The 13,879-nt window shown below is 60.3% G+C and carries 10 protein-coding genes and 3 pseudogenes; 7 read left to right on the forward strand and 6 right to left on the reverse strand.

What is annotated here, in order from left to right; translation table 11 throughout:
• Window positions 1-56: 56 nt before the first annotated feature.
• Both GJA_RS27205 and GJA_RS08680 read right to left on the reverse strand, forming a co-directional pair.
• A pseudogene (locus GJA_RS27205) lies at window positions 57-383 on the reverse strand (isochorismatase family protein); the annotation flags it as partial.
• A gap of 208 nt (window positions 384-591) precedes the next feature.
• Entirely contained in the window at window positions 592-1,188 is a 597-nt protein-coding gene (locus GJA_RS08680) for a phosphohydrolase (protein WP_051781386.1), read from the reverse strand.
• A gap of 237 nt (window positions 1,189-1,425) precedes the next feature.
• On the opposite strand from GJA_RS08680, the gene GJA_RS08685 reads away from it, so the two are divergent.
• Window positions 1,426-4,551 carry an NAD(P)-binding protein gene (locus GJA_RS08685; RefSeq protein WP_038491027.1) on the forward strand — a complete coding sequence of 1,042 codons (3,126 nt, stop codon included), beginning with the start codon at window positions 1,426-1,428 and terminating at the stop codon, window positions 4,549-4,551.
• Between the two features lie 148 nt (window positions 4,552-4,699).
• Window positions 4,700-5,131, forward strand: a complete 432-nt coding sequence (locus tag GJA_RS08690; protein ID WP_038491030.1) for a hypothetical protein — start codon at window positions 4,700-4,702, stop codon at window positions 5,129-5,131.
• Between the two features lie 814 nt (window positions 5,132-5,945).
• Here GJA_RS08690 and pdxR read toward each other — a convergent pair.
• On the reverse strand, window positions 5,946-7,448 hold the full coding sequence (gene pdxR, locus GJA_RS08695) for a MocR-like pyridoxine biosynthesis transcription factor PdxR (protein ID WP_081905301.1): 1,503 nt from the start codon (window positions 7,446-7,448) through the stop codon (window positions 5,946-5,948).
• Between the two features lie 91 nt (window positions 7,449-7,539).
• Between pdxR and GJA_RS08700 the strand changes: the two genes are divergently transcribed.
• The 3 genes from GJA_RS08700 to GJA_RS08710 are packed head-to-tail and all read left to right on the forward strand — an operon-like array spanning window position 7,540 to window position 10,325.
• Window positions 7,540-8,637: a four-carbon acid sugar kinase family protein gene (locus GJA_RS08700; RefSeq protein WP_038491035.1), complete on the forward strand. Its 1,098-nt coding sequence runs from the start codon at window positions 7,540-7,542 to the stop codon at window positions 8,635-8,637.
• A complete protein-coding gene (pdxA, locus tag GJA_RS08705) occupies window positions 8,634-9,614 on the forward strand; it encodes a 4-hydroxythreonine-4-phosphate dehydrogenase PdxA (RefSeq protein ID WP_038491038.1) in 981 nt (326 codons plus the stop codon). Before GJA_RS08700 ends, pdxA begins: the two co-directional genes overlap by 4 nt.
• A gap of 33 nt (window positions 9,615-9,647) precedes the next feature.
• Complete coding sequence (locus tag GJA_RS08710) at window positions 9,648-10,325, forward strand: nitronate monooxygenase (protein WP_038491041.1); 678 nt, start codon at window positions 9,648-9,650, stop codon at window positions 10,323-10,325.
• Between the two features lie 188 nt (window positions 10,326-10,513).
• Here GJA_RS08710 and GJA_RS27220 read toward each other — a convergent pair.
• From GJA_RS27220 to GJA_RS08720, 3 genes and pseudogenes are all read right to left on the reverse strand, one after another.
• Window positions 10,514-10,654: pseudogene (locus GJA_RS27220) on the reverse strand (IS3 family transposase); the annotation flags it as partial.
• 2 nt (window positions 10,655-10,656) lie between these two features.
• Window positions 10,657-10,827, reverse strand: a pseudogene (locus tag GJA_RS27225) (transposase); the annotation flags it as partial.
• 51 nt (window positions 10,828-10,878) lie between these two features.
• Window positions 10,879-11,769 (reverse strand): MurR/RpiR family transcriptional regulator, encoded by an 891-nt coding sequence (locus tag GJA_RS08720; protein ID WP_038491043.1) that lies wholly within the window; start codon window positions 11,767-11,769, stop codon window positions 10,879-10,881.
• Window positions 11,770-11,959: 190 nt separating this feature from the next.
• Here GJA_RS08720 and GJA_RS08725 point away from each other — a divergent pair, with 190 nt between their 5' ends.
• Window positions 11,960-13,321, forward strand: a complete 1,362-nt coding sequence (locus GJA_RS08725; RefSeq protein ID WP_038491046.1) for an aspartate aminotransferase family protein — start codon at window positions 11,960-11,962, stop codon at window positions 13,319-13,321.
• Window positions 13,318-13,878: a carboxymuconolactone decarboxylase family protein gene (locus GJA_RS08730; protein WP_038491050.1), complete on the forward strand. Its 561-nt coding sequence runs from the start codon at window positions 13,318-13,320 to the stop codon at window positions 13,876-13,878. The genes GJA_RS08725 and GJA_RS08730 overlap by 4 nt, the downstream gene beginning before the upstream one ends.
• The last annotated feature ends 1 nt before the right edge of the window (window position 13,879 follow it).

Raw genomic sequence — 13,879 nt, forward strand, 5'->3', positions numbered from 1 at the left:
CAGATGGCGATGCGCGGCGCTTGCCTGATGCGCGCCGCTGTGGGGGATGCAGCCAATCAATGGCCTTCACTGGCATTGAACATCGACTTGGCGTAAATCAATCCCAAACCATAAGCGCCGCCATGGCTGATCGCGGTGGCGACCGTCGCATCGTAGGTGGCGCCGCGGGCCCAGTCGCGCTGCAGTTCGAGCAGGTATTACAGCGCGCTCATCGGCTGCGTGCCGGCCTGTATCATGCGTTCCATCGCGCGCTGGTGCGCTTCGTCCGACACGTCGCCGCAGGCGTCGGCAATCACATAGACCTCGAAACCCTGTTTCAGCGCCGACAGTGCCGGGCCGACGATGCATGCCGAGGTCCACAAGCCGGCCAGCACGATCTTGTCGAGCAAGCTTTTGCCGGGTTGTGCAATTGCGATGGCCATAACATTCTCCTGTTCAATATTTTTGATGACCTGGCATGCCAGGCTCCTGCACCAAAGTACGCCCTGGCCGGTTGCCGATGCTTGATGTAACTCAGCATGGAGGGGGCTTGGAAAAGGAAAAATCGAAGTCTGGCGGAATCGGCGCTCGCCATGTTCGAACAGGGCGGCACTAGCCGGCGATCTGGCGCAATAAACGCTGCAATTCAGCATGAAAACGCTCGCAAGCCAGCCCGGGCGGCCACGGTTGCCACGCCGTGCCGCCATACAGCGCCGGCAAGGGATCGAGGTCCAGCGGCTCGAATTCGATCTGCAGCACGCGCCGCACTTCGTCGCGCGACCAGCCGGCCACATGCACCGCTTCGCTGGCCGCCGCCAGCCGGTCGGCATGTTTGTGCAAGGCATATTCTTGCGCTGTCCACGCGGGCAAGCCATAACGCAGGAAAATCGCCTGTTCCAGCCGCTCGCTGAGGGTGCGAAAACGTTCCCCGAGGAATGGTTTTAACACGGAAATACAGTCGAAACCCAGCAAGCCTTCTTCCGCGTCGTGCAGCAATTCGCGCAGTTCGGCCAACGGGCTCAAGGGTGTGCTGGCGGCGGCGCGGCGCAACAGCATCACGCTGATCGAATGTTGCGCCACCGACAGCGGCAAGGGCCACGCCGAGTGGCCGCCCCAGCGGTAGGTGCGCGCCAGTCCCAGCGCCAGGTCGTGATCTTCCCAGTCGTGCGGAGTGGGGTGCAGCAAGTCCAGCCGCTTTCCGGACGGCATGCGGACCCAGGCCCGGGTTTCTTGTTCCATGCGGTTTTCCATTACGATGACGTGTACGCCATCGTACACCTGGCCCGGTTCGGCTGGCGCACTCGGCAATATATTTCATGTCATCGCCTTTAGTTTTTGAAATACACTATTGGCGCTGAGAATGATGCGCTACATCTGGCGGTGCAGCGCGCGCTCGGTGATTTCACGCTGGCAATCAATCATCTGTAACTTTTCGGAGACGTGACGATGGCGGTAAGACCTTCTTATATTTATCAGGGCGGTTCGGTGATGATGCATGCGCCCTTGCAATTGAATCAGTCGGAAATGTATGGTTATTTCGTGCGCGGAAACTTGGCCAAATTGCAGGCCACCATCGATGGCACGCTCAATGCGGCGGCGTCCGGACGCATGCGTTTCAAGGCGATTTCACCGTATGTGATGCTGACTTTTACCCGCATCAACCACGCCAGTTCGGCCGCTCCGGTCGATCAAGCCAAGGGCTGGATCAGCGAAGTCGATATCGTCACCTGGGTCATGGTCGGTCAGATGGACCAGGCCGGCAAGCTGGCCCATATTTACTGGTATCCCTGCCATATTTTCGTCGACGATGCGATGGCGCTGATTAACGGCCGCGAATTGTTTGGTTATCCGAAATACCTGTGCGACTATGAGATCCCGCTGGCTGGCAGCGAACCGCTGCGCTGTTCGGTCGCGGCCAAGGGGTTCCAGAAATTTTCGCCGGAAACCCGGATCGCGATGCATCCCTTGCTGGAAGTAAACGCCACCGTCAAAATCGCCGATCACCGGCCGGTCAACGGCTTTCTCGACCTGATCGAGCAAGCGTTCAAATTATTCCTGTCCATCCCGGACTTTTTCGACCTCGACCAAGCTGGCTGGGCCGATATTATGTCGCTGCTGAAAAATCCGCGCATCGACCAGATTTTCCTCAAGCAATTTCCAGACAGCGCCGGCATCAAGGCGGTGTACCAGGCGCTGGTGGCGGCGCCGGCTGAAGTCAAGCGCTTGCACAGCGGGCGTTTGCTCGGCTACCAATACGAATGCACGCTGCATGCCTACGAAAGTTTCCCGCTGGACCAGACGCTGGGTTTGACGGTGGGGCCGCAAGAGGCGATCTTGCCATTCCACGTCCATTTCGATTTCAGCGCGATGCCGGGTGAAGAACTGGTCGACAATTCGAGTATTGCGCCGGAAAAAATTGCCATCCTCGGCGGCGGCGTCGCGGCTATGACCACGGCGTATTATTTGACCGACCAGGCCGGCTGGCAAAACAAGTACGACATCACCGTCTATCAATTGGGCTGGCGCCTGGGCGGCAAGGGCGCCAGCGGGCGTAATCGCGACGCCGGCCAGCGCATCGAAGAACACGGCCTGCATATCTGGTTCGGCTTTTACGCCAACGCGTTCAAGATGATCAAGCAAGCTTATGCCAGCTTGAACCGGCCGGCCGGCGCGCCGCTGGCGACGTGGAAAGATGCGTTCAAGCAGCACGATTACGTGGCCGTGTCGGAAGATGTCGAAGGGCACTGGCGCAACTGGTCGATCGTGTTCCCGACCTTGCCGGGCGAACCGGGCGAGGGCGGCGAAAGCCTGACGCTGTGGCAAATGGCGGTGGCCATGGTCGGCTGGCTCGAAGCGTGGATCCAGGAAATTCGCAAAGTGGCCGATGTGGCCCGCTGGTCCGCGCCGACCACGGCCAATGGCGCCTGGCCCGGCTGGTTGCGTAACTTGGCCGATGAAGTGATGGAACAGGCCGATGAGCTGGGGCTGGATATGACGTTGTCGGTCGGCGCGCTGGCCGCACTGGTCACTAAGCTGGCGCCCGATTCGCGGCGCCACGACAGCGCCAAGCACCAATTGCTGGCCAGTACCCTGCATGGCATTCGCGGCTGGCTGCATTTGCGCTACCGCTCGCTGGTCAATACCAACGACGAGCTGCGGCGTTTGTTCATTTGCCTGGACCTGGGCATCACCGTCATGAAGGGACTGTTCGAGGACGGCGTGCTGAAGCATGGCTTCGATGTCATCAACGACATCGATTTCCGCGACTGGCTGCGCAAGCATGGCGGCGATGAAAAACTGTGCATCGATTCGGCGCCGGTGCGCGGCTTTTACGATCTGGTGTTCGCCTACGAAGGCGGCGATTTCGCCAGGCCGAATATCGAGGCCGGCACCCTGCTGCGCGCGATGGCGCGCATCGGCCTGGCCTATAAGGGCGGCATCATGTTCAAGATGCAGGCCGGCATGGGCGACACCATTTTTACGCCGCTGTACCAGGTGTTGAAAGAGCGCGGCGTCCAATTCAAGTTTTTCCAGCGCATCGAGGAACTGGTGCCGGACGGAAGTACCGTCGGCCGCATCCGCCTGACCGAACAAGTGGCGCTGGCCAGGCCGGAGCAGGGCTACCAGCCGCTGGTGCCGGTCAAGGGGCTCGATTGCTGGCCGAGCCAGCCGGACTACGCCCAAATCGAGCCCCTGCAAGCAGCCTTGCTGCAAGAAAAACAGGTCAACCTGGAATCGTACTGGAGCGACTGGCCGCAACGCTATGAAGAGAAATTCGGCCAGCCGCTGCCGACCACGATATTGAAAAAAGGCGTGGATTTCGACCAGGTGGTGTTCGGTATCTCGATCGGTTCGCTGGCGGCGCTGTGTCCGCAGTTGCTGGAGCGCAGTCCCGCATTAAAAAACGCATCCGACAAGGTCAAGACCGTCGCCACCCAGGCCTATCAGGTGTGGCTGAACAAGGATATCAGCCAGCTCGGCTGGAACTATTTGCCGGAAAACCAGCAGCCGGTGCTGAGCGCATTTACCGAACCGTACGATACGTGGGCGCCGATGGACCAGTTGCTGGAGCGCGAAGATTGGCCGGCCGGCCATGCGCCGAAAAACGTCTCGTATTTTTGCAGCGCCTTGCCGGTCGACGACTATCCGCCGATTACCGACAGCGATTTTCCGGCCCGTTGCGCCGAGCGCGCCAGGCAGGGCGCGCTGCATCAACTGGGGCAGCAGATCAGCGCCTTGTGGCCGGCCGCCGGTCCGGCCGGCGCATTCCCCTGGCATTGGCTGCATGATGCCGGCGAGGCCAGGGAGGCCAGCGGTCCGGCCCGTTTCGACAGCCAGTACTGGCGCGCCAATGTCGATCCATCCGAGCGCTACGTGATGTCGGTGGTGAACAGCACGCAATACCGGCTGGCCACCGACCAGTCGGGCTTCTCCAATCTGTATTTGACCGGCGACTGGATCAGGACCGGCTTGAACGCCGGCTGTGTCGAAGCGGCGGTGATGGCCGGCATGCAGACCGCGCGCGCGATGACCGGTTATCCGCAGGTGATACAGGGCGAGACGGATTTTTAGGCGCAACGTTGCTGCCGCTGGCCTGAATGATAGGCTGGAGAGTGTCTGGACGATTGGTGGCGACTCAGAGATAATTGACAACGGCATGGAAGTTGGTTTAGCCCAGAATGGGCCAACAGCGATCGCCTGAATGAGGTATGGGGAAACTATGAAGAACTGCTTTTTCGGCGTCACATTCATGTTGCTGATGGTAAATGCATCCGCTTGCAAGTTCGCTGCGCGTTCCCTTGAGCAGCGGGTTGCAGGAGCGGAAGAAATATTCATCGCCAATCTTCTTGAGAGCAAAGTCATGCCTATCGATGACCGTCATAAGTGGCCGTGGAGAGAGGGACGTTTTCAAGTGAAGCAAACGCTGAAGGGCGGTGAGCAACCTGAGGAAATCATGCTTGCAACGGGCTTGGGGGGAGGAGATTGTGGGGTAAGAATGATGGTTTTGCGCAACTACGTGATATTTAAAGGACGCCAGGATACTGACATTGCCGACCCAAGTGGTACACGTGTTATTGAAGATGTTGAGGTGGAAGAATTAACGGAAAAAATCCAGTCGATAATGTGCCAGCAACAACATGGTGAATCCTGAATCTGAGACCTGTGGCCCCGGGATGACGGCAAATGGGGGAAGGCAAAAAACGCAGGGGGCATACGGCCGAGTTCTGGCTATCGTTAAAGTTAGGCTCACATCGTTTACGCAGAAAATCAATCAGTTGGCGTATGTTGGCTTTATTCCATTTTTTGTCTGCGCGTCAAAGTTAAGTTCGCAAATGGGGCGCGCCGCTCCAGTCCACGCTGGTAGGAGGTGCCTGGTTGTTCTGCTCGCCATACTTGATTTAAGGCCACGCGGTTTTGGTGACAGAGGGCGGGTGAGAATGTGGTGGCCCCCGTGCCACTAGCCGCCTCCTCCAGCTGGACCTTACCAGCAAGTCCAAGGTCACAACGGTTGTGAAAAAAGATGACTAACTAGCAAAGCGCCTTGAGCGCGGCCGCTTCGTCTGGTCACAGGCGTAGCTGTCGATGCTGCTCGAAGGGATCGACTGGCGGCGGCCAGAACGCATCTAGCGACCGACGTCAGCGGCATTAACACGGCTGAGCTAAATAGCAGCCATTCCCTGCGGCGTGGCTTCGCCAATTGGGCAGCATCCAAAAGATGGGATGTCAAAAACCTCATGGAATACGTTGGCTGGCGCGATATGAAGTCGGCACTGCGCTACGTCGAGGCGGTTGACGCGTTTAGCAGGAATCGCTTTGAACGTGCCTTGGTGGAAGTGCCTTCCTCACAGACCTTCAATAGAATGAGCGAGAAAATGGGAGTTGAGGTTGTAAGCCCAAACCGACGGAAATCGACCAGTTAGCTAAAACTTAGTTGGGGGTATAGCGTGGCGCGACCAAGGATTTGACTACCGGCTCGCATTTCGTTGTCGCATCCCTGAACGTGCACTTTCAATATAAATTCCGTCAAGGCAATGCACGATCTCGTCGATCGAGGATGTCAACATAGCCTGACTCATGTGGCCGTAAGCGAGTAGGAAGCCGTCTACTTTCGGGGCGGTCGCGAATTGTCTGACCGTATCGAAACGAATATCCTTCTTTTGCAGAGTCGCCTTCAACGTGCGATCGAGTTCATGGGTACAACCGCGTACCACGACGTGCAATCCACCTTCGTCGCCCAGCACGGCGATTCGATCGCAATATCGCCCTAATCGGCTGCGTATCAGATCGCGCAACGCGGCGTAATGACGCCGCACCCTACGCAGATGTCGGTCAAGTTCACCCGAACGAAATAGCGATTCCATTACCTTTTGCGCGGTCCAGGAGGCATGCAGCCGCTCGCGCTCAATGAGGCCGGCCAGTGCCGCCGCGGCATGCTGCGGCGCGACGACGAACCCTAGCCGCAGCGCCGGACTGACCGCTTTGGCAAAAGTGCTTAGGAGCAGCGTACTTTCAGGTGCACTGCTAAAAATCGGCGGATAGTTTGTTCCCGCGTAGTTGAATTCGCAGTCGTACTCGTTCTCGAGAATCAGCGTGCCGTGAGTGCGCGCAGCGTCAATCAGCGCCCGTCGCCGCTGCCCGGACAGACGTCCCCCCATCGGATATTGATGCGCCGGCGTGATGTGGAGCAGAACCGGTGTTGCATCGCCCCTAAACGCTTCTTCGACGCACATGCCGTTTTCATCGACAGGAACATGACGCAACCACGCGCCGGCCCGAGAGAATGAAAGCGCCGCATTCGCATATCCAGGATCTTCCGTCGCGCAGCAATCGCCGGGACGTACCAACGCGCGCGCAATCAGGTCAAGCGCCTGCCCGGTACCCTGCGTGACGACGATCTGCCCGACTGTCACGCGCACCGAGCGATGCTTTTCGAGCCATTCGACGATCGCACGCCTGATACCGGCGTCGCCACGCGGATCGCCATAGTCCTGAGGCGGTAGATGACGCCCCGCTTCGCGGCATGCAGTGCGCCATGCGTTCAGCGGCAGCGCATGCGCATGCGCCTGTCCCGGCCGCCAGTCGAAGGCTGCTTCGCGCGGATCCGAAGCGCTCCCGGATTGCAGCCTATGCCGCTGCAAAACCACCGGCGTAGAGATTTCTCCCGACCTCGCATGCCCCGACACGACTGCACGGGAAGCGACAAACGTACCGTGGCGACCACGCCCCTCTATCAGGCCGTCTGCGATTAACTCGTCGTAAGCCTCGACGATGCAGTTGCGTGCGATCCCGAACTGCGTCGCCAGTTGCCGGCTTGGCGGCAAGCGTGTGCCGCCGGGCAGTGCGCCGCTGTGGATGCGCGCTCTCAACTGTTCGGCGACCAGACGAAACGTTGGCGTGCCGCTGCGTCGATCAAGTTCGAGGCCGAGCAACGCGGGTGTGTGAGGTGTGGACGATGTGCGCGCAGCCATAAATGCTCAAAAATCCCTTGATATTGGTTCTTTAAAATTACGACAGAATAGATAGAATCTGCAATCCAAACATACCACAAGGAGCTTGGTCATGCAATTACGCATTATCACGGACGATTTCACGAGTGCGCTGGATGGCACTGCGTGCTTCGCGCAATGCGGCTGGGATACGGCCGTGTTGATCGCAGCCGAAGGCATGAATGATGCGGCAATCGCCAGCATCGATACGCGCACCCGTGAAAGTTCGGGAGCCCATGCCGCGAGCACGGTGTCGGCGGCGGCGACGGCATGGAGCAACGCGGACGTATTGATCAAACAGTTCGATTCCACGTTACGTGGCTTCATCCCTCAGGAATGCCTCGCGGCACAGATGGCGTCCGGCCGGCGCAAGCTGCTGATCGCGCCTGCGTTTCCTTCCGCGGGACGTAGCACTGAAAGCGGCAGCGTGTACGTCGACGGCGTGCCGGTCCATCTGACTGCGTTTGCTCAGGACCCTACGCATCCGGTTACGGTGTCGAACCTGCCGGAGCTTTTCAGGGCGCACGGGGTTGCCGTCAAGGTCGCACGCGATGCCGCAGATGCGCGCGCGTTGCTCGGCACGCATGCCGCCGTCGTCGTTGACGCACGATCGGAAGAAGATCTGGATGAACTGGTCAGGAACTTCATCTCCGCGCCCGATCTGCTGTGGGCCGGGTCCACCGGGCTGCTGCGCTCGATGGCGCGTGTGCTCCCGCCGCCCCAATCCGCACTGCACGCCGTCGATGCGATACGGGCGGCGGCTGAAATAAGGGCACGGCGTCCGTGGCTGCTGGTAGGCAGTCTCAATCCGCGTTCGCGGCGACAACTTGGAGTGGCCCGCGCGCGGCACGGCGTAAATGCGCTGGCGACGGGCGCAACGTACTCTGCGCAGCAAGGGGCGCTTCACGACATCGTACTGCAGATCGTGCATCTGCTGGGCACGGGGGCCTGCGATGGATTGGTCGTGACAGGTGGCGAGACCGCGCGGCGGATCGTCGATGCGTTGCCTGCGACCTCGCTGCGCGTGTGCCGTGAAGTAGAACCCGGCACACCGCTCGTGCTGGTTCAACCCGCAACATCGGCGTTTCCGATGGTGACCAAGGCCGGTGGTTTCGGCGACGACCAGGCGCTCCTCAGGTGCCTGGATGCGTTAACAGGAGTAGAGCAATGAAGCTAATAGCCGTCACGATGGGCGACGCAACCGGCATCGGCCCCGAAATCGTAGTGAAGACGTTCGCCGACGTGGGATTCATCAAAAGCCATGCCACATTTGTCATCGGGGATGCGGGAGTACTGCGCCGGCAGACAGCTGCGCTTGGTCTGCCGCTAGACATCGTCACAGTAAGCGCAATCAATCAGATCGCCCCACGTCCCGGTGTACTGGAAGTACTGAACACAAGCGACCTACCCAGAGATCTTCCGCAAGGCAAGATTAGTGCGCTGGCTGGCAAGGCGGCGTTCGACGCCATCCGCACTGCGATCGAGTTTGCCATACGCAAGGAAATCGCGGGCATCTGCACGGCGCCGATCCACAAGGAAGCGCTGGCCGCCGCGCAGGTTCCGTATCCGGGTCACACGGAAATGCTGGCAGAGCTTTCCGGCACCCGCGACTACGCGATGATGCTCGTCAATCCGACGCTGCGGACCATTCTGGTGACCGTCCACTGCGCATTGTCCGAAGCGATCGCCAGGCTTTCGATTGAAAACGAGTTGCGCATTATCCGGCTCGCACATCGAACGTTGCGTGACCTCGGGATCGACCGACCGCGCATCGCGGTTGCAGGTCTGAATCCGCATGCAGGAGAAGGAGGATTGTTCGGACGCGAGGATATCGACATCATCGAGCCGGCCATCCAGGCTGCGCGCACTGAGGGCATTGACGCCAGCGGCCCGTGGCCCGGCGACACCGTGTTCATGAACGCACGCCGTGGAAAATTCGACATCGTTGTGGCCCAATATCATGACCAAGGTTTGATTCCAGTCAAGCTTGCCGGTATGGAAGACGGCGTAAACATCACGGTCGGCCTGCCTTTTGTGCGTACGAGTCCAGACCACGGTACCGCTTTCGATATCGCCGGTCAAGGTATAGCCGATCCGTCTAGCCTGAAAATTGCACTTGAAACTGCACACCGATTTATCCGTCCCTAACCGAAACCAACATCTACTTTTGCGGAGCAAAAAATGTCTCACTTCATTCTGATGTTAACAAACAACGACGTTACGGTTGACAATGCGCTATCCGCCTATGAGAGTATGCGCGATAGCCAAATCCGTTACGTCGGCTTTAAAGATATAGGGTTACCTGTACCTGAACTAAAGCTACTTGCTGATCGCATTCGCGCCGATGGTCGCGAGGTAATGTTGGAAGTGGTCGCGACCAGCGACGCCTCGGAGATGGAATCCGTGCAGGCAGCGCTTGAAATCGGAGTCGATTATTTGTTGGGTGGCCGTCATGTCGATGAAACGCTGAAATTGTTGCGTGGTTCGTCAGTCAAGTACTATCCATTTGCAGGTCGCACAAAAGGACATCCGACGATTCTGGAAGGCACAATGGAAGAGATTGTGGAAGACGCCAAGCGTCTCGCGTCTTTGCCTGGCGTGCACGGCCTGGATTTGCTGGCTTACCGGTTTTCCGGCGAAGGTGATCCTGCATTTCTTACCCGACGCGTAGTCGAAGCAGTTGATGTGCCAATCATTGCCGCCGGCAGCATTGACAGCGCAGCGCGAGTTAATGCAATGATCGACACGGGAGCTTGGGGTTTTACAGTTGGCAGTGCAATTTTTCAAGGCGCTTTCGTGAGTCGTCTGCTGCAGGCGCAGGTGAACACCATTTTTCAAATTGATGGAGTGAAGGCATGATCAACAAAGGCAATCATGGCGATTCTTCCAGATCACGAGCATAGTCGATTTATCGACCGAATTACGTTTCACAAACATACATCAAGTCGGCATCGCGCTGGGGGCGTGCCGCGTGGACATAAGGCGGCTCGCTCCCATCCGGATGGGCGTGAACCGCCCCGGCTTTCGTTGAGGCCGGTTAGTGTGAGTCAGGCCAGGATGGCTTGACTGCGCAGTTGCTTGTAATAGTTTGCCTCAGCTTCCGCCGGCGGTATATAGCCGAGCGGTTCCAGCAGTCGATGATGGTTAAACCAGGACACCCATTCCAGAGCCGCCAGTTCGACGGCCTCGCCTCACGCTCTTGCTGGCGGACCCAGCGACGCAGCGTTTCAGACATGCAGCCGATCCTGGCTGCAATCGATGGGATAGTTGCCCACTGCGATTCGTACTGGCTGCCGGCTTCGCTGACCATGCGCACGGCGCGTTCGATGACTTCGGGGGAATATTTGGGTTGCTTTTTCATGACTCAATTCTCTCAAACAATGGAGCCTCTACAAAACCCCGGGCGGTTCAGCTATGCCTTCGAACCATGCCCGAGATACGCGCCCATCCTGAGCAACTGCGCTTCGGCCTCGCCGATGCGCCGCACCGCGGCTTCGCCGCCGCGCGCCACCAGCAATTCGGCCAGGCTTTCGGCCAGCGCCACGCCGGCCACGATCGACGGGAAGAACGACGGGCTGCTGACGGCGATCGGCAGCACCAGGTCGGCCTGCAAGGCCGCCGGCGCCGCGTCGCTGTCGCTGATCACCACCAGCTTGCAGCCGATGCGGCGCGCTTCGCCGGCCACCACCAGCGCTTCCGATGAATACGGCGCGAAGCTGGCCAGCAGCACCACGTGATCCGGTGCGATGGCGCGCAAGCCCATTTCCAGGCTGCCGCTGCTGGCGCCGAGCAGATGCACGCCGGGACGGAACAGCCGGTACAGGTACTGGAACGACAGCGCGATCGGGTGCGAGGCGCGGAAACCGGCGACATGGACCTGCGCGGCCTGTTCCAGCAGGCTGGCCGCCGCCGGCAACGCCGTGTGGTTGCGGGCTTCGGTGGCGTCCAGGTTTTGGCGCTGGGCGCCGAATACCTCGCTGATCAGGCTGTCCGGCTGGCTTTGGCGCGTGATGGCGCTGGCTTTTTTCGCATAGCCTTCCGGCTGGCTGCGCACCCGGCCGACAAATACTTCCTTCAGCGCGGGCCAGCCGGCAAAACCGAAATGCTGCGCCAGCCGCACCAGCGTCGACGATTGTACGCCGGCGCTGCGCGCCACGCTGCGCATCGAGCTGACGGCGATCTCGTCCGGATGGTCGATCAGGTAGCGCGCGCCGGCCTGGAATTGCGGACTCAGTTCGGCAAACCCGGCCTTGGCCTGTTGCATGAAGCTGGCGTAATCCAGCACGACGGCTTGCTCGGGCATTGCTGCGACTCCTGGCGACGTTGAAGAAGGACAAATGTTACCGCATGGAAGTATGCCCATGCTGCCTTTTTCATGTGAAATTCATCAAATGTATCTTTTATTTTATATTTGCATCAAATGTTGCATGCGCGAATATTCCTCCCTATAATTGACCGGTCGCCGCCGCCGCGGCCCATCGGGGAAATCATCCATGTCTTTTGCCGCTACATCTCACGTTTTTCATCGCCACCTGCGCGCCGCCTATCCGACCGCCGTGCGCGGCGAGGGCATTTATCTGGTCGACAGCGGCGGCAAGCGCTACCTGGATGCGTCGGGCGGCGCGGCCGTGTCGTGCCTGGGCCACAGCGATGCGGCGGTGATCGCCGCGCTCCGCGAGCAGGCCGGCCAGCTGGCGTACGCGCACAGCTCGTTTTTCACCACCGAGCCGATGGAGCAACTGGCCGACTTCCTGGTCGAGCGCGCGCCGCAGGGCATCGATAGCGTGTACTTCGTGTCCGGCGGTTCGGAGGCGGTCGAAACGGCGCTGAAACTGGCGCGCCAATATTTTGTCGAACGGGGCGAGGGCCGGCGCCGCCATGTGATTGCACGGCGCCAGAGTTATCACGGCAATACGCTGGGTGCGCTGGCGGCGGGCGGCAATGCGTGGCGCCGCAAGCAGTTCGATCCGCTGCTGATCCCGGTCGAGCACATCGCGCCGTGCTACGCCTACCGCGACCGGCTGGAAGGCGAGAGCGACGCGGATTATGTCGGCCGATTGGCGCAGGAGCTGGAAGACACCATCGCCCGTCTCGGCGCCGATAATGTGCTGGCCTTCATCGCCGAACCGGTGGTCGGCGCGACGCTGGGCGCGGTGCCGGCGCTGCCCGGTTACTTGCGGCGCATGGCCGGGATTTGCCGGCGCCACGGCGTGCTGCTGATCCTCGACGAAGTCATGTGCGGCATGGGCCGCACCGGCACCTTGTTCGCCTGCGAACAGGATGGCGTCACGGCCGACCTGATCTGCATCGCCAAGGGCCTGGGCGCCGGTTACCAGCCGATCGGCGCGGTGCTGGTGTCGGGGCAAATCCGCGACACGATACGCGACGGTTCCGGTTTTTTCCAGCATGGACACACCTATATCGGCCACGCCACCGCGTGCGCGGCGGCGCTGGCGGTACAGCGCCAGGTCGAACAGCGCGGCTTGCTGGCCCGCGTGAACCAGCAGGGCGCGGCACTGGAGCAGCGCCTGCGGGCGCGTTTCGGCGGCCATCCGCACGTCGGCGACATCCGTGGCCGGGGCTTGTTTTACGGCCTGGAAATGGTGCGTGACCGGGCGACCAAAGCGCCGTTCGATCCCGCGTTGAAGCTGCATGCGCGCATCAAGCAGCAGGCCATGGACGCCGGCCTGATGTGCTACCCGATGGGCGGCACGCTCGACGGCGCGCGCGGCGACCATATCTTGCTGGCGCCGCCGTTCATCGTCGACGAGGCGCAGCTCGACGAGATCGTCGATCTGCTGGCGCTGGCCATCGAGCGCGCGCTCGATGAGGTGTTAGCGGGAGCGACCGCATGAAGGCGCAGCAACGCTTGCCGGCCTTCGACGCCGGAGCCATGAGCCAGCAGCAGCGCCAGGTGCTGGACGATATACTGTCCGGCCCGCGCGGCAACCTCGACGGCCCGTTCCTCGGCTGGATACACAGCCCGGAACTGGCCGGCCACGCACAGGAACTGGGCGCCTTTTGCCGCTACCGCACCGGCTTGCCGCCCAAATTGTCGGAACTGGCGATCCTGGTCACGGCGGCCAAATGGCGCTGCCAGGCCGAATGGCATATCCATTATCCGATTGCCATCGCTGCCGGGCTCGATGCGCGGCTGGCCGAAGCGCTGCGCGGCGGCGCCGAACCGGCGGCGCTGGACCATGACGAACGGCTGGTGTGGACCTTCGCCACCGAACTGTACGACAGCAAGCGCGTCGGCGATGCCACCTATGCCGCGCTGGTCGACCGATTCGGCTTGCAGGTGGCGGTCAACCTGGCCGCCTTGCTGGGATATTACTCATTGGTCGCGATGACCTTGAATGTGTTCAATATGCGCGCCGAAGGCCAGCAAGAGCTGCCATTTGAAGATTAAT

The sequence above is a fragment of the Janthinobacterium agaricidamnosum NBRC 102515 = DSM 9628 genome (assembly GCF_000723165.1).
In the GTDB taxonomy this organism is placed as follows: Bacteria; Pseudomonadota; Gammaproteobacteria; order Burkholderiales; family Burkholderiaceae_D; genus Janthinobacterium; species Janthinobacterium agaricidamnosum.